Annotated in this window: 5 protein-coding genes (1 of these 5 cut by a window edge); all 5 read right to left on the reverse strand. The window is 76.5% G+C overall.

Features of this window, described 5'->3' with window-relative positions; all coding sequences use genetic code 11:
- Positions 1-13,119, reverse strand: the 5' portion of a protein-coding gene (locus BMX65_RS32210; RefSeq protein WP_425315514.1) for an SDR family NAD(P)-dependent oxidoreductase. It extends 2,277 nt beyond the left edge of the window; the window shows 13,119 of its 15,396 coding nt (coding positions 1-13,119); the start codon lies at positions 13,117-13,119; its stop codon lies beyond the left edge, outside the window.
- The gene (locus tag BMX65_RS20925) at positions 13,052-20,512 is read right to left on the reverse strand and encodes a type I polyketide synthase (protein ID WP_075001890.1); all 7,461 of its coding nucleotides are present in this window, start codon (positions 20,510-20,512) and stop codon (positions 13,052-13,054) included. The genes BMX65_RS32210 and BMX65_RS20925 overlap by 68 nt, the downstream gene beginning before the upstream one ends.
- Positions 20,509-21,825 (reverse strand): nitric oxide synthase oxygenase, encoded by a 1,317-nt coding sequence (locus tag BMX65_RS20930; RefSeq protein ID WP_075001891.1) that lies wholly within the window; start codon positions 21,823-21,825, stop codon positions 20,509-20,511. Before BMX65_RS20930 ends, BMX65_RS20925 begins: the two co-directional genes overlap by 4 nt.
- A gap of 84 nt (positions 21,826-21,909) precedes the next feature.
- Positions 21,910-23,127, reverse strand: a complete 1,218-nt coding sequence (locus BMX65_RS20935) for a cytochrome P450 family protein (protein ID WP_075001892.1) — start codon at positions 23,125-23,127, stop codon at positions 21,910-21,912.
- A gap of 75 nt (positions 23,128-23,202) precedes the next feature.
- On the reverse strand, positions 23,203-24,801 hold the full coding sequence (locus tag BMX65_RS20940) for a LuxR family transcriptional regulator (RefSeq protein WP_143081873.1): 1,599 nt from the start codon (positions 24,799-24,801) through the stop codon (positions 23,203-23,205).
- Positions 24,802-24,966 lie beyond the last annotated feature (165 nt).

Consider the following 24,966-nt stretch of genomic DNA (forward strand, 5'->3'; position numbering starts at 1 on the left):
GGTCTTGACGCGCAGCGCGGCGCCGAAGCGCTCCGCGTCCAACTCCCCGAAGGGGGTGGTGACCAGCACCATGGCCGCGTCGAGCACCCCGTGGAGGGTGCCGAACCGGCGCTTGGCCTCGGCCACGGCGGCGGCCGTCTGCGCGGGGTCGGTGATGTCGGCGGTCAGGTACACCGCTTCACCGCCCGCCTGCGCGATCCGTTCCACCTGCGCCCGCCTGCGGTCGTCGAGCGGACCCCGGCCGACCAGCACGAGGCGGGCCGCGTAGCGGCCGGCCAGGTGCAGGGCCGTGTCGAAGCCGACGGTGCCGAGCCCGCCCACCAGCAGATACACCCCGCGGTCGCGGAACACGGGCCGCTCGGGTGCGGTCAGCCGGGCCCTGCGCAGCCTGCGGGTCCAGCGGACCCCGTCCCGCAGCAGCACCTGGCGCACCCGCGGCGCGCACGGTTCGGCGACGATCGACGCCGCCACCCGGTCCGGTGCGGCCACCGCCTCCGCACCCCGCACGTCCAGCAGCGCGGTCCCCAGCTCGCCGAACTCGCTGTCCACCGTCATCGCCAGCCCGGCCAGACCCGCGGCACCGGGCCGGGCCGCGTCCCGCTCGCCCAGCGGGCAGGCGTCCCCGGTGATCACCTTCAGCCGCAGCGGCCCCGGCAGCAGGCCGCGGCCGTGCAGGTGGGCGAGCAACCCGTAGAGCGCCAGCACCGACTCGTCCCGCCGGTCGTCGGGGCCGGTCACCGAACCGAGGAAGTAGACCAGGCCCCGGTGCGCGCCCGGCAGTTCGCAGAAGTCCGCGGCCGACTCGCCCGGGGCACGGCGCAGCACCTCGGCGCCCGGGTGCGCGGCGGCGATCCGGTCGGCGAGCGCGGTGTCGGCCGCCCCGGCGACGATCAGCACCGGCCGCTCGTCCGCCGGGTCCTCGGACGCCGGGTCCTCGGACGCCGGGTCGTCGGGCACGGGGTGCTGCGCTGCCGGATCCTGGGGCACCGGGGGTGCCACCGTCCAGGACGGCACGTGCAGGAAGTCGGGTCCGGCCGCGGCGCGGGCGCGCAGCACCAGGCCGGAGACGGTCAGGCAGACGGTGCCCTCCTCGTCGAACACGGTGACGTCGCACCTCCCGTCGCGTACGGCTCCGTGCACGTGGCAGGAGTGCGGCAGCGGCCGGTGGACGGTCACCCGGTCGGCGGCGAACGGCATCGGCGGCGCGTCCTCGGAGGCCACCACCGCGGCCAGTACGTGCAGCGCCGCGTCCAGGAGCCCGGGGTGCACGGCGTACCCGGGCGGGGTCGGCGCCTCGGCACGCAGGTGGGCCAGCACTTCGCCGTCGCCGGTGCGCACGGACGCGGCGAGCCGGAAGAACGGCCCGTAGCGCAGCCCGTCCCGGCGCAGCCGCGCGTACATCCCCGCCGGGTCCACCTCGGTGCCGCACCGGGCCGACAGCGCCGCGCGGTCGACCCGGGCCGGCTCGGGGGACGGCTCGGGGTGCAGCACGCCGCGGGAGCGGACGCCGTCCCCTTCGCGCAGTTCGTAGGCGATCCCGTCGTCCGCGGGCGCGGTCGACAGCTCCAGCCGCGCGGCCCGGTCGCCGACCACCACGGGTGCCTGCCAGCGCACCGCGCTCACCGCGAACGCGGTCCGGCCCGGTGCGAGAGCCTGTGCGGCCAGGGCGAGATGCGCTGCGCCCGGCAGCACCCGCTCCCCCGCCACCTCGTGCTCGGCGACGACCGGTTCGGTGGGCGGTACCACCAGCGGCGGCATCTCGGCGGCGGCGCCGGACGGGATGGCACTGGGCGCGGCGGCACCGGACGCGGCGGCACCGGACGCGGCGGCACCGGACGCGGTGGTGGTCAGCCAGTGGCGCTCGGGCTCGAAGGGGTAGGTCGGCAGCGACACGATGCGCGGCGGCACCGGACCGGTGGGCAGCGCCGACCAGTCCAGGTCGGCGCCGGAGGCCCACAGCCGCGCCAACCGCTCGGTGTGCCCCTCGCGCAGCAGCCCCCGGACGAACTCCGCACCGGCCTCGGTACCGGCCAGCACGTCCCCGAGCGCGTGCGGCGCGTCCGCGTCGCCGGTGAAGACGCCCTCGGGCCGCTCCCCCGCGGCAAAGGCACGCAGCAGCGCCGCGGCCCGTGCGGCGTCCCGGGCGGTCAGCGCCAGCCGGTGGCGCATCGCCGTCCGGCCGGCGGTCAGGGTGTGGGCCACGTCCGCGAGCGGGGGCGGGGTGTCGGCGGACAGCGCGGCTGCCAGCCGCCCGGCGTAGACGCGCAGCCGGTCCTCGGTGAGCGCGGAGAGCACCAGCACCTCGGGGTGGTCGCGGGGCGCGGGCGGCACCCGGTCGTCGCGGTACTCCTCGACGACCAGGTGTGCGTTGGTGCCGCCCGCGCCGAAGGAGCTGATGCCCGCGCGCCGCGGCCGGCCCGGCGCGGTCCGCGGCCAGGCCGCCGGCTCCTGCTGCACGGCGAACACCGAGCGGGTGAAGTCGATGTTCGGGTTGGTGGCGGCCGAGTGCAGCGAGGGCACCAGGGCCCGGTGCCGCAGTTGCAGCACCACCTTGGTGAGCGCCGCGATGCCCGCCGCGCCCTCCAGGTGGCCGACGTTGGACTTGACCGAGCCCAGCGCGCGGCTCCCGGGAGCCAGACCGCGCCCGGCGACGGCGCGCTCCAGCGCCGCGTGCTCGATCGGGTCGCCGAGTGCGGTGCCGGTGCCGTGCGCCTCGACGTAGCCGACGTCGGCCGGGTCCAGTCCCGCCGCGTGCCAGGCCCGCTCGATCAGCGCCTGCTGGGCGGCCGGGTTTGGCACGGTGTAGCCGTTGGTGCGGCCGCCGTGGTTGACCGCGTCGCCGCGGATGACCGCGTGGATGCGGTCGCCGTCGGCGCGCGCCGCCGCGAGCGGCTTGAGCAGCACGGCGCCCACGCCCTCGCCGGGCACGTATCCGGTACCGCCCGCGCCGAAGGAGCGGCACCGTCCGTCGGCGGCCAGCATGTTCATCCGGCTGAGGTTCACGTACTTCAGCGGGTGTGCCAGTACGTTGACCCCGCCCGCCAGCGCATAGGCGCACTCGCCGCGGCGCAGGCTCTCCGCCGCCAGATGGACGGCGACCAGCGAGGAGGAGCAGGCCGTGTCGACGGTCAGGCTGGGGCCGCGGAAGTCGCCGAAGTAGGAGACCTGGTTGGCGACGGAGGCGCGGTTGGCGGGCACGGAGACGGGGTTGCCGCGGAAGGACTCCTCGGCGGCCAGGGTGGCGTAGTCGCCCCACATCACCCCGGCGAACACGCCCACGTCCAGGCCGGAGTCGGCGTGGTGGGCCGCGGGCAGCCTGCTCGGCGGGTATCCGGCGTCCTCCAGCGCCGCCCAGGCGGTCTCCAGGAACAGCCGCTCCTGCGGGTCCATCGCGCGGGCCTGCGGCGGGGACATCCGGAAGAACCGCGAGTCGAAGGTGTCGACGGTGGACAGGAAGCCGCCCCAGCGGCCGGTGACCGAGTCCGGCGCGCGGCCTTCGGGATCGTGGTGGGCCCAGGCGTCCCAGCGGTCGCCGGGGATCTCGGTGATCTCGTCGGTTCCCGCCCGCAGCCGGGACCAGAACGCGTCGAGGTCGTCGGCCCCGGGGTAGCGCCCGCTGATGCCGATGATCGCGATGTCCTCCGCGTCGGCGGTACGCGCGGACGGGCGCGGCATCGCGGGCGCGGCACCGGCCGTCGGGGCCGGAGTGCCGGGTGCGGACGGAGTGCCGGGTGCGGACGGGGCGCCGGATGCGGCCGGGGCCGGCGCCGTGGGATCCGCCGCCGGTGCCGGTGCCGGGCCCGGTGCCGCCGCCGGGCTCGGCGCCGGCAGCAGCCGCCGCAGCTCCTCGGAGTGGTGTGCGGCGAGGTGGTCGGCGAGTGCCCCGAGGGTGCGGTGCTCGAAGAACAGCGTCTGCGGCAGGTCCGCCAGCGAGTCGGCCAGGGCCGCGTTCAGCTCCATGATCATCACGGAGTCGATGCCGAACCGGTCCAGGGTCTCGGTCTCGGTGATCCGCGCCGCCGGTACCTTCAGGACCGTCGACAGCCGGGTGCGCAGCATCTCGACCGCGACAGCGCGCAGTTCGGCACCGTCGGCCGCGCGCCCGGTGTCCGGCGCGGGCCCGGCTGCCGCGGGCACGGCGGGCGGCAGGGCCGCGGTGCCGGGCGCGTGCAGGGTCCGCGCGATCCGGTCCTGGTCGCCCACGGCGGGTATCAACCACGGCTCGTCGGCGGCCAGCGCCTGCTCCAGCGCCGCCCAGCCGGTGTCCGGGTCGAACGGGACGAAGCCCAGCGCCCGGTAGGCCGCCCACTGCGCCTCGTCCAGCCGGTCGTCGAGTCCGCCGACCGTCCACAGCGGCCAGGCCAGCGTGAGCGCCCCGGCGCGGCGCAGGGCGCAGGCGTCCGCGAACCGGTTGGCGGTGCCGTATCCGGCGCCGCCGAAGTCGCCCAGCAGCGAGGCCAGCGAGGAGAAGACGACGAACAGCGCGGACGGCAGGTCCGCGGTCGCGGCCGCGAGCTGCGCGGTGCCCTCGGCCTTGGCCGCCATCCCGGCGGCGAAGTGCGCGGGGTCCACCTCGGTGGGCGGCGTGTCGTCGGAGACCCCGGCGAGGTGGAAGACACCGTCCGGCGGGCCGAACCGGGCCGTGGCCTCGGCCACTGCGTGCCGCGCTCCCGCCGGATCGCCCACGTCGGCGGAGACCAACGCCGCCGCACCGCCCAGTTCGGCCACCCGGCGGGCCAGTTCGGGGTGCCGTTCGGCGCCGCGCGAGACCAGCACCAGCCGCGCCGCGTACCGCCGGGCGAGTTCGCCGGCCAGCCAGCGGCCGAGCGCCCCGGTGGCACCGGTGATCAGATAGGTGCCGCCCGGCCGCAGCGGTGCGGACCGGACCGCGGGCAGCCCGGCCAGCCGCTCGACGGACCGCACGAACCGGCCGTCCGTCCGGCGGAGCAGTTCGGCGCCGTGCGGTGCGCCGAACTCCTCGGCGGCGGCCCGGACCGCGTCGACACCCGGGCCGACCCGCAGAGTGGCCAGCCGGAAGGCGGGGAAGTGCCGGCCGCTGGACCGGGCGAACCCGGCGACGGCCTCCTGTGCGGGCCGGCCGTCCTCCGGGGCCACGGCCAGGCAGCGCACCTGCCGCCCGGCGCCGGCCCGGGCCAGTCCGAGTGCGGCGAGCGCCCCGTGCTCGGGGCCGGAGCCGTCCTCCAGCCCCCAGGCCAGCAGCACGTCCAGAGCGCCCTCGGTGCGGTGCACGGCCGCCGCCAGGTCCGCGGGCTCGGCGACCCGCACCACCCGCGGCCACGGCCCGTCGACGGTGCGGTCGGGGTCGGCGGTGCACAGCAGCAGGACCGGTGCGGGATCCACGGGCGCCGCCGGGTCGGCGGGCCGCCACACCGGCCGGTACCAGGCGGTCTCCGGCCGCGGACGGTCGGCGGCCTCCGGCGGGCCGCTCACCGTGGGGGCCGGTTCCGTCCCGTCGGATTCCTGGACGTCGCGCTCCTGGAGGGCGGGTTCCCGGACGGCGGGTCGTGTCGGGTCCGGCCCGGTGCGATCCGGCCCGGTGCGGTCCGGGCCTGTGCGGTCCGGTCCTGTGCGGTCCGGTCCGGTCACCGGCAGCGCGACCGGCCGGTTCAGGGTGCGCAGGGCGAAGTCCGCCACGCGCAGCACCTCGTGGCCGTCCGCGTCGGTGACCGTCACGTCGTAGCGCGACTGCGCCGGATCCGTACCAGGCCGCACGACCGCGTGCGCCCAGCAGACCTCCGGCAGCGGGCCGCGGAAGCGCACGGCGCCCGTGCTGAACGGGACGGCGGGCTCGCCCTCGGGCGGACCACCGACCCAGTGGCACACCCGCAGCGCCCCGTCGAGCCGGGCCGGGTCCAGCAGCCCCGCACCGCCGGGCGCACCGCCCGCCGGTGCCACGAGCCGCAGCAGCGCCTCGTGCGGCCCGCTGCGCACCTCCTCGACCACGTCGAACGCGGGCCCGTAGCCGAACCCGGCGCCGCGGTACCAGGCGTGCACCTCGGCACCGGTGCGGCGCTCGGCGCAGCGGCTGCGGACCGCCGCGAGGTCGAGCGGCGCGGGGGCGGACTCGGGCGGGCCGAAGTCGACGGTGCCGCGTACGTGCACGCTGCCGTCCTCGCCGACGACCTCGAACGCCGTCCGCTCCTCGGCCCCGGCTCCGGCCTCGGCCCCGGCCCCGGCTCCGGTCTCGGCCCCGGCCCCGGCCCCGGCTCCGAGGACCACCCGGATCCGGTGCTCGCCGCCGTCCGCGGTGATCGGGCTGCCCCAGGTGACCGAGGACAGCCCGCGCACCGGGCCGCTCCGTTGCGCCTCGGCCGCGGCACGCACCAGTTCCAGGCAGGCGCTGCCGGGCAGCAGCCGCACGCCGCGGATGAGGTGGTCGCGCAGCAGCGGGTCACCGGCGCGCACGACGTGCTCGGTGGCGTGCGCTGCGGCCGGTGCGTCGGCGTGCTGCGGCAGGTCGACCCAGTAGCGCTCCTCGGCGAACGGGTACTGCGGCAGCGACACCCGGCGTCCGCCGGGGTGCGGTTCGGGCAGTCCGGCGCCGCCGACCCATGCGCGGGCCTGCGCGGACAGCTCAGCGGCGGATCCGGTGCCCTGGCCCTGCCCGGGTGCCGGGGCCGGAGCGGCGCCGGTGCGCGGGGTCCCGGCGCGCGGGGCACGGCCGGTCAGCACTCCGTCCGCATCGTCGCGGCCCGCGGCGAACGCCTCCAGCGCGCACACCAGTTCGGCGCCGCTGCCGGTCACGACGGCGAGCCGGTGCTCCATCGGCTCCCGGCCGACCCGCAGGGTGTGGGCGATGTCCGCCAGTTCGGTGCGGGCGGTGCGCAGGAACGCGGCCAGCCGGGCGGCGTAGGCGCGCAGCCGGTCGTCCTCGCGGGCCGAGAGCACGAACAGCAGGGGCTCCCGCCGCTGCCGCCCGGCCGGCTCCGCGGCGGCGGGTACCGGGTCCGCTTCCTCGACGACGAGATGGCAGTTGACGCCGCCCGCGCCGAAGCTGCTGAGCCCGGCCCGGCGCGGTCCGTCCTGCGCCGCGGGCCACTCGGCGGCCGCGCGCTGGACCGCGAACGGGGTGCGGGAGAGGTCGATGTCCGGGTTGGGGGGATCGGCGTGCAGCGAGGGCACCAGCCTGCGGTGCCGCATCTGGAGCAGCACCTTGGTCAGCCCCGCGATCCCGGCGGCGGACTCCAGGTGCCCGATACCCGACTTGACCGATCCGACGGCGATGCGTTCCGCCCCCGCGTAGCCCTTTGCCAGGCCGGAGATCTCGATCGGGTCGCCGAGTCCGGTACCGGTGCCGTGGGCCTCCACGTAGGAGACGGTGGCGGGGTCGACGCCGGCGGACTCCAGCGCCGCGGCCACGACCCGGTACTGGGCTTCCGGGCTGGGCACGGTGTAGCCGTTGGTGCGGCCGCCATGTGCCGCCGCGTGCCCGGTGATCACCCCGTGTATGTGGTCGCCGTCGGCGAGGGCCCGGTCCAGCGGCTTGAGCAGCACCGCTCCGACGCCTTCGCCGGGCACGTAGCCGTCGCCGCCCGCCCCGAAGGCGCGGCATCTGCCGTCGGTGGACAGGAACCTGCCCTGGCTGAGGAAGACGTACTTGTACGGGTGCGGCGACAGGTTGACCCCGCCGGCCAGCGCGAGCTCCGACTCCCCGGAACACAGCGACGCACAGGCCAGGTGGAGCGCGGTCAGCGACGAGGAGCACATCGTGTCGACCCCGACACTGGGGCCGCGCAGGTCGAGCGTGTACGAGACCCGGTTGGCGATGCTCGCGTGCGAGGAGCCCGGTACGGGCTTGCCCGCGCGCATCGCGTCGACGCCGTGGAGCTGGTAATGGCTGTGCATCACACCGGCGAAGACCCCGACCGGACGGCGGGCGAGGTCGGCCACCCGGTATCCGGCCTCCTCCACGGTGTGCCAGGCGGTCTGCAGGAACAGCCGCTCCTGCGGGTCCATCAGCGCGGCCTCGCGCGGGGAGATGTCGAAGAACAGCGGGTCGAACAGGTCGGCGCCGTCGAGGAAGGCGCCCCACCGCGAGTAGCTGGCCCCGGGGGTGCCCCGCTCGGGGTGGAAGTCGCGGTCCGGGTCCCAGCGCTTGGAGGGGATCTCGGTGACGGCGTCGCGGCCCGCCACCAGGTTGTCCCAGAAGGCGTCCAGGTCCTCGGCCCCCGGGTAGCGTCCGCTGAGCCCGATGACCGCGACGGGGAAGGCCCCGGCGTGCGCGGGGCGCGGTGCGGTCGTCGCCGGGGACCGGTCCCCGGTGTCCGTCGCGGGCGGCGCAGTCGGCACCGACGGCGCAGTCGGCTCGGCCGCAGCGGACGGCTCGGGCGTCTCCGGCCGGAGGCGGCTGAGCGCGTCCGGGTACGCGACGGCCAGGTGGTCGGCGAGTTCGGCGAGGGTGGGGTGCGCGTAGAAGAGGGTCTTGTCGAACCCGGTGGCCAGTCGGATCTCCAGCTCGGCGGAGAGCTGGGTGACCATCAGCGAGTCCAGTCCGTAGCGTTCGAGCGGCACGGTGTCCTCGACCTGGTCGGGCGCCAGCCGGGTCTGCTCGGCGACCAGGGCGCGCAGCAGCAGCCGCGCCGACTCCGCCGGGTCCAGGTCCGTTGCGTGCCGCCCCGCACCGCCGGCCCCCTCGGCGGACGCGCCGACGGGGTCCGCGGGGTGCGCACCCGCCGCGGGGTCGCCGCCCGGCTCGTGCTGCCCGGTCGCGGACGGCGGCTCGACCCGGACGGCGTCGAGCGCGGTGAGGGTGGCCGCCGGGTCGCCCGGTACGACCAGCAGCGCGCCCGGAGCGCCGTCGAGCGCGGCGTCGAACGCCGCCGCCGCCTCCCGGCCGGACAGGTCGCCGAGGCCGTAGCGCGCCAGCAGGTGCGCGGCGGACCGCTCCCCCTGCCGCATCCCGGCGTCCCGCCAGCGCGGCCAGGCCAGCGCCACGGTGCGGCCGGGTGCGCCGGTGGCGGCACGCCGCTCGGCCACCGCGTCCAGCACCGCGTTGGCGTAGGCGTAGCCGACCTGGCCGGGGTTGCCGACGACTCCGGCGACCGAGGTGAACAGCGCGAAGAACTCCAGCGGTTCGTCCAGCGTCGCGGCGTGCAGGGCCTCGGCTCCGCGCAGTTTGGGGGCCAGCACGGCGTCGAGGTGCGCGTCGGTGGTGTCGGCCAGCAGCGCGTCGCGCAGCACTCCGGCGGCGTGCACCACGCCGGTGATCCCGCCGTGCTCCGCCCGCACCTGCGCGACCAGGTCCGCCATCCGCGAGGGGTCGGTGACGTCGGCGGCCCGGTAGGTCACCGACAGGGCACTGTCCGCCAGCGCGTCGAGCGCGGCGCGGGCCTCCGCACGCGGCTCGGCCGAGCGGCCCGTCAGCACCAGGTGCACGCGGGCCCGTTCGGCGAGGCTCGCGGCGATGCGCAGTCCGACGCCGCCCGCGCCGCCGGTGATCAGATACACCCCGCCGTCCCGCGGCGCCCACGGGGTGCCGTCCGCCGCGGCCCGCCGGTGGCGGCGCACCTGCCGCACTCCGTCCCGGTGGCGCACCACCGGGTCGCTCGCGGCGAACTCCGCGGGCAGCACCGCGTCCGGCCCCTCGACCAGGCTGATCCGCAGCCGGGGGTCCTCGGCGGCCGCGGTGCGGGCGAGTCCGTCGAGGCCGAGAGCGGACGGGGCGCCGTCGTGCGCCACCACGATCCGGACCGGGCCGGCCGGCGCGGTGGCGAGCAGGGCCCGGCACAGGTGCAGCAGCGAGCGGACGCCGCGGTCCAGGTCGCCGTCCCGGACCGTGTCCGGGTCCGCGCCCCGCGCCCAGGTGTGCAGGACCCGGTCGGGGGTGAGTCCGTCGTCCGCGAGGGCGGCCAGCAGCCGGGTGCAGTGCTCCTCGCGGCCGGGTGCGATCTCGTAGCGCAGCCGGTCCACCCGCCGGAAGGCGGCCCCCTCGGTGACCGTGACCACCTGCGTGCCCGGCGTCCGCAGGGCCGCGGTGTCCCCGGCGGCCGCGGATCCGCCGAACAGCAGGCAGGTGCCGCTCAGTTGTCCGGGCTGCGGCACGGCCGGGCCGGTCTCCCAGTGCCGGGCGACCAGGGCGGCGCCGCGGTGCGCGGCGGTCCGGAGCGCGACGCCTTCCAGCCGGGCCACGGCCGACCCGTGCCGGTCGAGCACCTGGATGTCGGCCCGGACCAGTCCCTCGCCCGCCGTGGTGCGCAGGGCCACGGTGCGGGCCGCGGCGACCGGGGCCTCGACCACGAGGGTGTCCACGGCGACGGGCAGCAGCAGGGTGCCCGGCTCGGCCGTGTGCAGGACGGACACGGCCGCGGCCTGGATCGCCAGGTCCAGCACGGCCGCCTCGCGGTCGAACCGGGAGGCGCCCGCCGGAGGCGCGAGGTCGGCGACAGCGGCCCCGTCCCCGACGGTGACCGTGCGCAGGCCGCGCAGCCCGGTGCCGTATTCCAGCCCGCCCGCGCCCAGCAGCGCGTAGCAGCGGTCGTGGTCGAGGACGGTCCCGCCGTCGGCGCGTGCCGGCTCGGCGGGTGCGGGTGCGGGTGCGGTGAGCGCGCTGCCCGCGCTGCAGGTGACGCCGTCGGCGCCGAGCGCGAACCGGCCGCCGTCGGCCGCCCGCGCGGTCACCGTCAGCGTCCGCGGCCCCGGCACCTCGCACGGGTGGTCGAACCGGACCCGGTGCAGTCCGGTGACGTCCGGGTCGAGCTCCCGGAGGGCGGCGAGGCCCAGCAGGCTGCCCGCGGCGGCCGACAGGGTCGGCACGCCCCGGACCACGTGGTCGGCGAGGAACGGCTCGGTACCGGTGACGGCGATCTCGCGGGTCTGCGCGGCAACCGTGCCCGGCTCCCCGGCGTCCCGGCGGCGTGCCGGCCCGGCGGCGCCGTCGGCGTCGAGCCGGTAGGGCGCGGTCTCGAACGGGTATGTCGGCAGGACGACGCCGCGTCCCGGCCGCTGGGCGAAGACGGCGGTCCAGTCCGGGGCGGCTCCGGCCTCCCAGGCCCGGCACAGCGACTCCAGCGGCGGCTCACCGGCCAGCGCGACCGCGTCCGGCGGCAGTTCGGCCAGCGGACGGACGGGGAAGGACGCACCGGTGAGACCTTCGGCGGCGGCGGGCTCGTCCCACACCCGGCGCGCCGTCTCCAGGTCGCATCCTCCGCCGGCGGCGAGGGCGAGGCCGGTCGAGGCGGGGCACGCGTATCCGGCCTCGGGCAGCAGGCCCCAGCTCAGCCGCAGCCGGGCCAGGGTGTGCAGCAGCGTGAAGGCGGCGGGCGCATCGGCGCCGCACTCGGCGGCGAACGCCCCGGCGGCGGGCTCGGACGCCAGCAGTTCCGCCAGCCGCGCCTCGGGGTCCGGTACGCGGGCGTCGAAGGCGAACACCACCGGTGCCGCGGTGCCCGGTTCCTGCGGTGCGGACAGTTGCCGCAGCAGGTCCTCGCGGTCCGCGGCCAGGACGGCGCGCCGGTAGCGGTGCGCGGCCCGGCCGCAGGCCAGGGTGCGGGCCGTGTCGGCCAGGCCGGTCTCCGGGTGGCCGCGCAGGTGCGCGGCGAGGTCCGCGGCGGTGCGCCGCAGCGCGGAGGGGGTCGCGGCGGACAGCACGACCGGCACCGGTCCGGCCGCCCGCGCCGGCGCGTCGGGGTGCCAATCGGGGTCGTCGTGCTCGGCCTGCTGCTCGTCGGCCTGCTCCAGGATCAGATGGGCGTTGGTGCCGCTGATGCCGAAGGCCGAGACCGCGGCCCGGCGGGGCCCGCCGGTCTCCGGCCACGGCCGCGCCTCGGTCAGCAGCCGCACCGGGCCGTCCGCCCAGTCCACCTCCGGCGTGGGCCGGTCGACGTGCAGGGTGCGCGGCAGCACTCCGTGCCGCAGCGCCATCACCGTCTTGATCACGCCGCCGACGCCCGCCGCCGCCTGGGCGTGGCCGATGTTGGACTTCAGGGAGCCCAGCCACAGCGGCCGGTCGGCGCGGCGGTCCGCGTATCCGGCGCGCAGCGCCTCCACTTCGATCGGATCGCCGAGGGTGGTGCCGGTGCCGTGCCCTTCGACCAGTTCGACGTCGCCGGGGCCCAGCCGTGCGTCGGCGAGCGCGTCGGCGATCAGGCGCTGCTGCGCGGGTCCGCTCGGTGCGGTGAGCCCGTTGCTGGCGCCGTCGGAGTTGACGGCGCCGCCGCGCACCACGGCCAGCACCGGATGGCCGTTCCGCCGGGCGTCGGAGAGCCGTTCCAGCAGCAGCAGACCGGCACCCTCGGCCCAGCCGGTGCCGTCGGCCGCCGCCGCGTAGGACTTGCACCGCCCGTCCCGGGACAGGCCGCGCTGCTGGGCGAACTCGACGAACACGCCCGGCGAGGTCAGCACCGTGGCGCCACCGGCCAGGGCCAGGTCGCACTCGCCCAGCCGCAGCGCGCGCACCGCCTGGTGCACGGCGACCAGTGACGAGGAGCAGGCCGTGTCCACGGTGACGGCCGGGCCGTGCAGCCCGTACCGGAACGCCAGCCGTCCGGAGGCGATGCTGAGCGAGGTGCCGGTGAGCAGGTATCCGGCGGCGTCGCCGTCCGCGTCGCTCAGCCGCGGCCCGTACTCGCCGCCCATGGCGCCGACGAACACGGCCGTGGCGCTGGAGCGCAGCGAGTCCGGGTCGACGGCCGCGCGTTCCAGGACCTCCCAGGAGACTTCCAGCAGCAGCCGCTGCTGCGGGTCCATGGCCGCCGCCTCGCGCGGGCTGATGCCGAAGAACACCGGGTCGAACCGGTAGGGGTCGTCGAGGAAGCCGCCCGCCGACGCGTAGGTCCGGCCGGGCACTCCGGGCTCGGGGTCGACCAGCGTGTCCAGATCCCAACCGCGGTCGCCGGGCAGCGGGCCGACGGCGTCGCTCTCCTCGGTCACCAGCCGCCACAGGTCCTCGGGGCCGCGCACCCCGCCGGGGTAGCGGCAGCCCATGGAGACGATCGCGACGGGCTCGTGCGCCGCCTCCGTGACCGCGTGCAGCCGCTGCCTGGCCTGCTGGAGCTTGGCCGTCGCCCGGCGCAGGTAGGCGACGAGTTCCTGCTCATCGGCCATCGGGGCTCCTTCCGGTGGAGACCGCGCCGTCGAGGGCGCCGGAGTCGTCGAGAGCAGCGGGTTCGCCGGGTCCGGGGTCGGGGTCGGCGTCGATCAGTGCGAAGAGTTCGCCGACGTCGGCGTCGGTCAGGATGTGGGTGATCTCCTCGGCCTCGCTGCGCGGTGGCTCGTCCGCGGCGGCGGGCGCGGGCGTCGGGCCGGGCGCGGCGGTGCCGTCCGGTGCGGCGGCCGGTGCGTGCGCGGGGCGCTGCGCGTCCTCCGGCGGCCGTGCGGGCTGTGCGTCGTCCGCGGGTGGCGCCAACTGGCCGAGCAGCCATCCGGCGAGCTGCGCGGGGGTGGGGTGGCTGAAGACGACCGTGGCGGGCAGCCGCAGCCCGGTCGCCGCGGCGAGCCGGTTGCGCACCTCGACGGCGATGAGGGAGTCGCAGCCGAGCGCCTTGAACGAGGTGTCCGGGTCGACGGTGTGCGAGGCGCCGTGCCCGAGCGCCGCCGCGGTGTGCGCGCCGACGAGCGCCACCATCCGGGAGCGCCGCTGTGCCGCGGGCAGTTCGGCCAGTTCCTCGGTCACCGAGCGGACCGGTTCCCGGCGTGCCGCCGGGCGCGGCCGCGCGGGCGCGATCCCGCGCAGCATGCCGGACGCGCCCGAGCCGTGCAGCCGGGCGGCGACCACCAGCGGCGCCGACCCCCGCAGCGCGGCGTCGAACAGCCGCAGTCCGGCGTCGGTCTCCAGCTCTCCGATGCCCGCGGCCGCCAGCCGCCGTACGGCGGTGTCGTCCAACTGACCGGTCATGCCGCTGCGCCGGGACCACAGTCCCCAGGCGATCGACGTCGCGGGCAGCCCGGCGGCGTGCCGGGTCCTGGCCAGCGCGTCGAGCGCGCCGTTGGCCGCCGCGTAGTTGGCCTGCCCGGCGGTGCCCAGCAGCCCCGCGACCGAGGAGAACAGCACGAACGCGGTGACCGAGGGGAGCTGCGCCGTCAGCTCGTGCAGGGCCTGCGCTGCCGCCGCCTTGGGCCGCATCACGCGGTGGAGTGCGTCGGCGTCCATGGCGGACACCAGACCGTCCTCCAGCACACCCGCGGCGTGCACCACGGTGGTGAGCGGGTACGCGTCCGGAACGGTCTCCAGGACCCGGGCCAGGGCTTCGCGGTCCGCGGCGTCGCAGGCCACCGCCTCGGCGTCGGCACCCAGCGATGCCAGTTCGGCGACGAGTCCGGTCGCACCGGGTGCGTGCGGGCCGCGCCTGCTGAGCAGCAGGAGCCGGCGCACACCGTGCGCGGTGACCAGTTCGCGGGCGACGAGCGCGCCGAGCCCGCCGGTCCCGCCGGTGATCAGCGCGGTGCCGCCGAGCGTCGGGGCCGGGGCCGGCTGCTGCTGCGCGGTGCTGCGGCGCAGCACCGGGGTCTCGAACCGGCCCTCGCGGTCGCGCAGTTGCGTCTCACCGGTGGCCAGCGCGGCGGCGACCCGTGCCGGGTCGGGTGCGGCTTCGGGGGTGTCCAGCAGCAGGAAGCGGCCCGGGTGTTCGGTCTGCGCCGACCGCATCAGTCCCCACACGGCGGCGTGGCCGGGGTCGGACAGCTCGCCGTCGCCGCCGGTGGTCACCACCGCGAGCCGGGACGCCGCGAACCGCTCGTCGCCCGTCCAGGCGCGCACCCGCTCCAGTACGCGGGCGGCCGCGGCCGCGGGGTCCTGCCCGGCCGGGCAGGTCAGGACGGCCACGGCGGGCGCCTCGGCGGGCAGTTCGGCGCCCAGGACGACGGGGGCCTCCTCCCCCGCGCCGGCGGCGGGTGCGGTGTCCGGCTCGGCGGCCCGCATCCAGTCCGGGGAGTACAGCCCGGCGTCCGCGGCGAGCAGTTCCGGGGAGACCGGGCGCAGCGCGAGGGCCTCGACGGTGAGCACCGGGGCCCCGTGCTCGTCCCAGGCGGCCAGCGAGACGGCGCCGTCCTCGCCCGCCGAGGCGAGCCGTACTCGCAGGGTGGTCGCGGCGGTCGTGGACAGCCGCACCCCGGTCCAGGAGAAGGGCAGCCGGCAGGTTCCCTCGTCGCCGTCGCGCAGCCAGATCCCGTGCAGCGCCGCGTCCAGCAGCGCCGGGTGCACACCGAACCCGCGCGGTGCGCCCTGCGGGCTCTCCGGCAGGGCGACCTCCAGCCACAGGTCCCCGCCCCGGGACCAGGCCGAGCGCAGGCCGCGGAAGACGGGGCCGTAGTCCAGGCCGAGCGACCGGAGCCGCGCGTAGTGCCCGGCCACCGGCACCGGGGTCGCCTCCGGCGGCGGCCACGCGGTGAACGGAGCTGCCGCGTCCGGGGTTTCCGCGGTGTCCGGTGCGGCGACCGCGGTGGCGTGCCGGATCCACTGCGCGCCCTCGGCGTCGGCGCGGGTGTGCACGGTGACCGCGCGGCGGCCCTCCGCGTCCGGCTCCGCCACCACGAGCTGGGTGGTCAGCGCGCCTTCGGCGGGCAGCACGACCGGCTGGTCCAGGATCAGTTCGGTGACCGCCGGGCAGCCGGCCCGGCGGGCTGCGCACAGCACCAGTTCCAGGCAGCCGGTACCGGGCAGCACCACGGTGTCGAGCACCGCGTGGTCGGCCAGCCAGGGCGCCTCCTCGACCGAGAGGGTCCCGGTCAGCACGAGGGTGCCGCTGTCGGCGAGTTCGACGGCGGCCCCCAGCAGGGGGTGCGCTGCGGACTCCAGTCCGGCCGCCGACAGGTCACCGGCGCCCGCCGGGACCGGGAGCCAGTGCGACTCCCGCTGGAAGGGGTAGGTCGGCAGCGGTACGGCGGTGCCCCGCACGGTCTCGGACCAGTCCACCGGGAGTCCGTGCGCGTCCGCCTTGGCCAGTGACCGCAGGAACCGCTCCGGCCCGCCCTCGTCGCGGGTCAGCGTCTCCACGAGGGCGACGTCCGCGGCTGCTTCGTCGGCGCACTCGGCGATTCCGGAGAGCGCCACCGGGTGCGGGCTGACCTCGACGAAGGCGCGGTGCCCGGCGTCGAGGAGGGCGCCGACGGCCTCGTCGAAGCGGACCGTCTCGCGCAGGTTGCGGTACCAGTAGCCGGAGTCGAGTGCGGCGTCCCGCACGAAGGCGGCGTCCACGGTGGACATCAGCGGAATGCGGGGTGCCGTCGGGCGGACGTCGGCCAGGTCGGTGCGCAGCCGCTCCTCCAGCTCGGCCACCTGCGCGGAGTGCGAGGCGTAGTCGACCGCGACGAGCTTGGCGCGGACACCGTCGGCGACGCAGCGCTCCACGACCTCGGCGACCGCGTCGGGCTCCCCGGAGACGGTGGTGGCGCCGGGGCCGTTGCGCACGGCGACCGACACCCGCTCCCCCCAGGGCGACAGCAGCGCGCGCACCCGGTCGGTCGGCAGCGCGACGGAGGCCATGGCGCCCCGCCCGGCCAGTGCCACCAGGGCCTGCGAGCGGCGGGCGACGATCAGCGCGGCGTCGTCCAGGCTCAGCGCCCCGGCGGTGCACGCGGCGGCGATCTCGCCCTGGCTGTTGCCGACCACGGCGGCCGGTTCCACTCCGTGCGCCCGCCACAGTTCGGCGAGCGCGACCATGGTGGCGAACAGCACGGGCTGCACCACGTCGACCCGGTCCAGTCCGGGTTGTCCGGGGTCGCCGCGCAGCACTCCGGTCAGGCTCCAGTCCACATGCGGGGCCAGGGCCTGCTCGCACCGGGCGATCGAGGCCGCGAAGTGCGGTGCGCAGTCGAGCAGTTCGCGGCCCATTCCGGTCCACTGCGCGCCCTGGCCGCCGAAGACGAGGACGGGCCGGTGGTCCTCGGCGGCGGTGCCCAGGACGACGGAGGGGTCGGCGGTGCCCCCGGCGACGGCGGTCAGGCCGTGCAGCAGCGCGTCCCGTCCGGTGCCGGTGACCGCGGCGCGCTGCCGGAAGCGGGTGCGGGTGGTCAGCAGCGAGTGGGCGACATCGGCCGGTCGCCAGTCGGTGCGGGCGGCCAGCTCGGTGTGCAGCCGGGCGGCCTGGTCGCGCAGCGCCTGCTCGGTGCGGCCGGAGAGCGCGAGCACCACCGGACCGCGGGTGCCCGGCTGCTGCGGGTCGGGCGGGGACGGCTCGGCGCCGGGCGGCTGCTCCAGGACGACGTGCGCGTTGGTGCCGCTGATGCCGAAGGAGGAGATCCCGGCCCGCCGGGGCCGGTCGGCGGACGGCCAGGGCACGGCCCGGGTGAGCAGCTCCAGGCCGCCGGACGCCCAGTCGATGTGCGGCGAGGGTTCCTCGGCGTGCAGGGTGGCGGGGAGTTCGCCGTGCCGGAGTGCCAGCACCATCTTGATCAGCCCGGCCAGTCCGGCGGCGGCCTGGGTGTGCCCGATGTTGGACTTGACCGAGCCGAGCAGCAGCGGCCGGCCGGCGGGCCGGCCGGTCCCGTAGGCGGCCAGCAGCGCGGTCGCCTCGACGGGGTCGCCGAGCGCGGTACCGGTGCCGTGCGCCTCGACTGCGTCCACCTCGTGCGGGAGTACTCCCGCGTCGGCGAGCGCCGCGGCGATCACCTGCCGCTGGGCCAGTCCGCTGGGGGCGGTGAGCCCGTTGCTGGCGCCGTCGGAGTTCAGCGCCGTACCGCGGACCACCGCCAGCACCGGGTGCCCGTTGCGGCGCGCGTCGGAGAGCCGCTCCAGCACCACGGCGCCCGCGCCCTCGGCCCAGCCGGTGCCGTCCGCTGCGGCGGCGAACGCCCGGCAGCGGCCGTCGGCCGACAGCCCGCCCTGCCGGGCGAACTCGGTGAACATGCCCGGCAGCGGCATCACGGTGACCCCGCCCGCGAGGGCGAGGGTGGACTCCCCGGTGCGCAGCGACCGGCAGGCCAGGTGCACCGCGGCCAGCGACGAGGAGCAGGCGGTGTCGACGGTGAGCGCGGGGCCCGAGAGGCCGAGCACGTAGGCGAGCCGTCCGGACAGCACGCTCGGGGTGCCGCCGGTGAGCAGGAAGCCGCCCGCCGCGTCGGCCTGTTCGTGCAGCCGGGCGCCGTAGTCCTGGGCGGTGGCGCCCGCGAAGACCGCGGTGCGGGTGGCGCGCAGCGTGCCGGGGACGATGCCCGCGCGCTCGACGGCCTCCCAGGCCACTTCGAGGAACAGCCGCTGCTGCGGGTCCATCGCGGCCGCCTCCCGGGGGGAGATGCCGAAGAACTCCGCGTCGAAGCGGTCGATGCCGGTGAGGAATCCGCCGGGGCGCAGTCCGGTGACGTCCATCCGCTGCCAGCCGCGCTCGCCGGGCGGCGGGGTGATCGCGTCGACGCGGTCGGCCAGCAGCCGCCACAGGTCCTCGGGGTTCTCCACTCCGCCGGGGAACCGGCAGCCCATGCCGACGACCACCACGGGGTCGGCCGCCTCCTCGGGCGCGGCCGGGTCGGCCGCCGCTGCCGCCGGTCCGCTCGTCGGCCCCGTCGTCGCCGGGGCGGCCGCGGCCGGATCCTGGTCCGGCGGGCCGGCGAGATGCTCCGCCAGCGCGGCGGGGGTGGGGTGGTCGTAGAGCAGGGCGACCGACAGGTCGGCGCCGATCCGCTCCTCGACGAGATCGCGCAGCTCCAGGCCCATCATCGAGTCGAAGCCCTGGTCCCGGAAGGGGATGTCGGGCGCGACCGCCGCGCCCAGCACTCCGGCGGCCAGCTCCAGTACCGCGGCCAGCGGCGGGTCCTGGGTGCCGGACGCGGCTCCGGCGGCCCGCGTCGGCGCGGGCCGCGCCGCCGGGGCGTCCTCCGCTTCGGGCACGGTTGCGCCCAGCCCGGCGGGCCAGTGGCGGCGGCGCTGGAACGGATAGCCCGGCAGCGGCACCCGGACCGGCGCGTACTGCTCGAACACCGCGTGCCAGTCGGCCTGTTCACCGGCCAGGAAGCGGTCGGCGCACTCCTGGACGGACGAAGCGGCGGCGGGAGCGCCGTCGCCGACGGCGGCGCCGACCGGGTCGGCGGCACCGGCCAGTTCGTCCAGTCCCGCCAGCAGGGCCGCCCGGTCGTGGGCGAGGACGAGCGCGCGGCAGGGGTGCGCGGTGCGGGCTGTGGCGAGTGTGCCGGCCACGTCCACCCGGCGCAGCCCGGGGCGGGCGGTCAGGTGGGCGCGCAGTGCGCGGGCCGCGGCGGCGAGGGCCGCGGGCGTCCGCGCGGACAGCGGGAAGGGCAGCGGCTCCGCGGGGTCCACGGCGTCCGCGGCGGGCCCGGGTCCGTCCCCGTCGTGCGCGGCGAGGACGACATGGCAGTTGGTGCCGCCCATGCCGAACGCGCTGACACCCGCCAGCAACGGCGCCTGGGGACGGGGCCAGTCCGCGGTCGTGGTCTGCACCCGCAGGCCGTGCGCGTCCAGCGGGAGCCGGTCGGGGGGCGCGGTGAAGTGCAGGCTGGCGGGCAGTTCCCGGTGGTGGAGCGCCAGCGCCGTCTTGACCAGTCCCGCGATCCCGGCGGCGCCCTCCAGGTGGCCGATGTTGGTCTTCACCGAGCCCACGGCCAGGGGTGTGGCGGAGCGGCCGGCGAAGACCTCGCCGAGCGCGTCCGCCTCGGCCGCGTCACCGGCCGGTGTCCCGGTGCCGTGCAGTTCCACGTACTGCACGTCCGCGGGGTCCGTCCCGGCGGCCCGGTGGGCGGCCCTGAGCAGTTCCCCCTGGGCCCGCGGGTCGGGCGCGGCCATCTCCTCGCCCGCGCCGTCGTGGTTGACCGCGGCGGCGCGGATCACGCAGTACACCCGGTCGCCGTCGGCGACCGCTGCGGCGAGCGGCTTGAGCACGACCAGTGCGCCGCCCTCGCCGCGGACGAACCCGTCGGCGTCCCGGTCGAAGACCCGGCAGCGGCCGCGCGGAGAGAGCACTCCCAGGCGGGCTGCCGCCAGTTGGGTGTCCGGGGCCAGCGCCAGGTTCACCCCGCCGGCCAGCGCCAGTTCGCACTCCCCGGCGCGCAGGCTCGCACACGCCAGTTGGACCGAGACCAGCGAGGAGGACTGCCCGGTGTCCACGAGCAGGCTGGGGCCGCGCACCCCCAGGTGGTGCGAGATCCGGTTGGCGATCACGCCGCGCTGCAGGCCGGTCATGGCGTGGTGGGACAGCCCCGCCGAGCCGTGCCGGGAGGCCAGCAGCGCGTAGTCGTCGGACAGCGAGCCGACGAACACGCCGACCGGCCGGTGGCGCAGTGCGCCGGGTACGACACCGGCGTCCTCCATCGCCTCCCAGGCCAGCTCCAGCGCCAGACGCTGCTGCGGGTCCATGGCCGCCGCCTCGCGGTCGGGGATCCCGAAGAAGTCCGCGTCGAACTCGTCGACGGAGTCCAGGAAGCCGCCCTCGTCCGGCAGCCCGGGCCCGGCCGGTACGGGCGCGGTGCGGCGGCGGGCCGACGGGCGCGCCACGCTGTCGGTTCCGGCCGCCAGGTTGTCCCAGAACTGCGTCGGGCCGTCGGCTCCGGGCACACGGCACCCCACCCCGACGACCGCGATCGGGTCGACGGGTGCGTTCTCCCGCGTCATCCGGTGATCCCTCCTGGGTGGGGCTGACCGGCTGCCCTCTGCCGGTCAGCGCCGGGGGGCGGAGCGGGGTGCGGGCCGGGTGTCCGCTGCGGGCCGTCGGCGCGGCCGCCGGAGGCCGGAGCCTGCTCCTGGGTGACGGGGCAGGTCCGGTGCAGGTAGTTGGGGCGCAGATCGCCCTCGTCGTAGTAGCGGTGGAAGACGAGGGTGGCCGAGCCGGAGAGCGGCGGCACGATCCACGACCAGTCCGCCGGGCAGCTCCGGCCCGCCTCCTCCTCGCGCTCGACGTGGGTGAGGAAGCGCTTGGCCTCGGTGTGGTGGTCGGTGATCTTGACGCCGGCCCGGGCGAAGGAGTGCAGGACGGCGACGTTCAGCTCGACCATCGCCCGGTCCCGCCACAGCGAGGTGTCGGAACTGGTGTCCAGCGCCATCTTCGCCGCGACGACGGGCAGCATGTCGTAGCGGTCGGTGTCCCCGAAGTTGCGGGCCCCGATCTCGGTTCCCATGTACCAGCCGTTGAAGGGCGCCGCCGGGTAGCGGATGCCGCCGATCTCCAGGTCCATGGCGGAGATCACGGGCACCGCGTGCCAGCGCAGCCCCAGCCCGGCGAACCAGGGGTACCGCGGGTGGGACAGCTCGACCTCCAGCACGGCCTCCGGCGGGAGTTCGAACACCTCGATCCCGTCCCGCGGGGTCTCGATGACCAGCGGCAGCACGTCGAACCGGGTGCCGGGGCCCCCGGGCCAGCCGTGCCGCAGTGCCAGTTCCGTCAGACCGGTGTTCATCGGGTCGCCGAGGACCGTGCCGTCCGGCTGCCGGTATCCGGCGTACCGGATGAGCTGCTCGTTGTGGAAGCGGGGTCCGGGTGCGTCGGGCCCGTCCGGCGCGAACACGGTGATGGTGGGCCGGATCCGGCCGCCGCCGCCCGCCTCGGTCAGATGCTTGACCGACTCGGCCGCGATGTCCGCCGCGTCCCGGGTGGCGCGCCGGTCGCGCACCCGCAGGCTGCGCCAGTACAGCCTGCCGATGCACCGATTGCTGTTGCGCCAGGCCACCCGCGCCCCGAAGGCGAGTTCCGCCTGGGTGTGGGTGTAGGTGCCGGTGGCGTCCACCTCGGCGCGGATGTCGGCCATCCGCCGGGCGGCCGAACCGCCCTGCCCCTCGCCCTCGCTGTGGAAGAGGCCGACGAACCGCTCCGCTTCGTCCAGCAGCCGGGCGGTGTCCCGGGCGGACGAGGCGGACGGCGCCTCCGCCGCGAGCGGAGCGGCGCCGGTGGAGCGTTCGGCGGCACGCCGAAAGAGACTTTCACTGAGCAAGGCTTCCCCGTTCCCATGCCCCCGCTGTTCCCCGTCAGTGCGCCGCTCCCCGGGCCCTCGCTCGCGGCCGGCGGAGCGGCTCGCTCAGTGCAGCCGGATCGGCAGTGTGCTCAGGCCGCGGACCAGCAGGCTGTTGCGCCACTGGAGGGTCTCCGGCTCCCGGGCCAGGCTCAGGTCCGGGAAGCGGGCGAGCAGCCTGCTCAGCGCCACCTCGATCTCCACCCGGGAGAGCGGTGCGCCGAGGCAGTAGTGGATGCCGTGGCCGAAGGCGAGGCTGCCGCCCAGCGGCCGGGTGAAGTCCAGCCGGGCCGGTTCGGGGAACTTCTCCCCGTCGCGGTTGGCGGCGATCAGCGAGACCAGGACGAACTGGCCCTTGGGGATGGTGGTGCCGGCGACGGTCACGTCGGTGGCGGTGGAGCGCAGGGTGGCCACGTTGACCGGGCCGTCGAACCGCAGCAGTTCGTCCACCGCGTTGGGCATCAGCGACGGGTCCGCCTTGAGTTCGGCGAGCTTGTCCGGGTTCTTCAGCAGCGCGAGCACGGCGTTGCCGACCATGCTGGCGGTGGTCTCGTAACCGGCGACGAACATCAGCGCGCAGGTCGAGACCAGTTCCCGGTCGCTGAGCCGGTCGCCGTCCTCGCGGGCGTTGATCAGCGCGGTGATCAGGTCGTCGGCCGGGTCGGCCCGCTTGGCCTCGATGACGTCGACCAGGTACTGGTCGACCCCGCGCACCGCCTCGTTCATCCGGGCCGGGTCGTTGGTGGTGAAGATCGTCTCGGTCCAGGTGCGGAAGGCGTCCTCGTCGGCCGGCGGGATCCCCAGCAGCCGGCAGGTGACGGCCATCGACATCGGGAACGAGAGGGAGCGCAGCAGGTCGACCTCGCCCGCAGCGGAGAGCGAGTCCAGCAGGCCGTCGACGATCTGCTGGATCTCGGGGCGCAGCGCCTCGACCCGGCGGCGGGTGAACGCCTTGGCCGCCAGTTCACGCAGCCGCGTGTGGTCCGGCGGGTCGGCGAAGAGCATGTGCTTGGTGAGGATGTCGGTGTATCCCTCGTGCGCCGACACCCCGGTGGTCTGCTGCGCGAAAATGTCCGGCACACCCGAGAAGTCCTTGGTGAACCGGGCGTCGGAGAGGGCCTCCTTGGCCTCCTCGTAGCGGGTGATCACCCAGACGTCGATACCGTCGGGGGTCCGCATCGCGTGGACGGGTCCTTCCACCCGGAGGCGGTCGTAGACCGCGTACGGATCCTGGAAGAACGACATGTCGAGGACTTCGCGGCCGGGCCCGGTCAAGGTCGTCATACGCTTCCACCTCTCCTGTCCCACAAGGGCGTCTCGAACCTATGGTCCTGAACCGGAACCTGCCAATAACGAGAATCAGTTACCCCCGCCCGCGGGCATGGCCGCCCGCTCGGAAGCCGCCGTCGACTCCGCGAGCGTGACCACGCGGGCGACCGCCACCCGGGAACCCACCCGCAGCTTGCGCAGGATCCGGCCGACGTGGACCTGGACGGTGTTCAGCTTGATGTCGAGCGCGCTGGCGATCTGCTGGTTCGAGCTGCCGCGCGCGATCAGCCGGGCCACCTGCAGCTCCCGCGGGGACAGGCACTCGATCGCCCCTGACCCCCGGCCCGTGTCGCCGACGGGGGCCGACCGTCCGGCCGCCCGCAGCAGCCGGACATTGTCCGCCGCGACCGGCGCGGCGCAGTGCCGGTAGAGCTCCTCCGACCGGGCCAGCGCCGACTGGGAAGCGCGGCGGCGCCCCTTCCGCCCGTGCGCCGCCCCGGCCATCAGGTACGCGGCGGCCAGCCCCAGCCGGGCCCGGTCGCGCTCGAACGCCACGCACGCGGTGTCGGCCGCCCGCTGCGCGTCGTCCGGGTCGGAGCCGAGCACCGCCTCGGCGTAGGCGAGTTGGGCGTAGCCGTGGGCGCGGTCCATGCCGCAGGCCAGCGCGCTGCCCATGGCCAGCCGGCTCCACTCGCGGGCCTCGCCGTACTGGTCGAGCGAGGAGTCCGCCGAGGCCAGCACCGCGTAGACCCGGGCCCGGCCGACGACCGGGACCAGCGGCAGCCGCTTGCCGCCCACGGCCTCCAGCACCGTGTCCCGGCCGTCCCGCAGCGATCCCGTGCGCAGCATCGTCATCCCGATCAGTGCCAGCGCCGCGTTCTCGAACCGGCCGGGGAACGGGGTGACGGTCCGCGCCTGCTCGGCCAGTTCCCGGGCACGCTCGTTGTCGCCCGCCTCCAGCGCGATCTCGCTGAGCGCGATCAGCGCCGTCTCGACCAGGTCCGGGTGCCCGCGGGCCTCAGCGCCCCGGAGGGCGTGCAGGGTGTGCTGCTCGGCCTCGCCGAGCCTGCCGAGTTCGCGCAGTGTGGCGCCGTGCAGGACGCGGAGCAGGAGCGCGTGCCGCCACTCCTCCAGCGCCTCGGCCACCCGCATGCCGCGGCGCTGGTGCGCCTCGGCCTCGGGGAGCCGCTGGAGCTGGCTCTCCACCCAGGACAGGTCGGTGAGTAAGGGCAGCAGCCGGCCGACGGCCGCGTCGTCGGTGCGGTCCAGGTGGGCGGCCACCCGGTCGGCGTGCACCCGGGCCGTGTACAGCCCGCCGGTCCAGCAGCCGGCCAGCGCCAGCGACATGCCCGCCTCGGCGACGGCACCGCGGTCACCGAAGGCGACCGCGCGCTCGAAAGCCTGTGCGGCGTAGTACTCCTGCCGCAGATGGTCGTTTTTCTGCAGATAGCACCTGCTCGCCTCCAGCAGAAGTGCCAGTGCGCCCGGATCGCAGGTACCGATCCTGGCCAGCTCCCCGTTGATCTCGGCGAGCCGGTGGTCCGGACCCGCGAGTTGCTCGTGCAGTACCGCGTCGAAGTCGGGAACGCCGTAGCCGGGAGCGCTGCGGTCGGGAATGCCGTGATCGGGAACACTGCGGTCGGGGACGTCGTGGTCGGGGACATCCTCCCGGCGGAAGGATCGCGCCATGGAGAAGGGTATGTACGCCTCCATAAGGGCATCTTCGACCAGGTTCGCGATGCACATGCACCGGAGGGCCAGGAGTGTATCCCTGATCACATACCACTCGGTACGGGAACTTGAACTTCTGTATAGACCAAGCAAGTTGGTCCCGAGGTCTCCCGAGGTGACAGC

Source organism: Streptomyces qinglanensis, from assembly GCF_900111245.1.
Lineage (GTDB): Bacteria > Actinomycetota > Actinomycetes > Streptomycetales > Streptomycetaceae > Streptomyces > Streptomyces qinglanensis.

Excerpts from the sequence above, each read along its gene's own strand:
- BMX65_RS20925 (WP_075001890.1), bottom strand. The coding sequence starts at position 20,512 with ATGACGCGGGAGAACGCACCCGTCGACCCGATCGCGGTCGTCGGGGTG.
- BMX65_RS20935 (WP_075001892.1), bottom strand. The coding sequence starts at position 23,127 with ATGACGACCTTGACCGGGCCCGGCCGCGAAGTCCTCGACATGTCGTTC.
- BMX65_RS20940 (WP_143081873.1), bottom strand. The coding sequence starts at position 24,801 with ATGGCGCGATCCTTCCGCCGGGAGGATGTCCCCGACCACGACGTCCCC.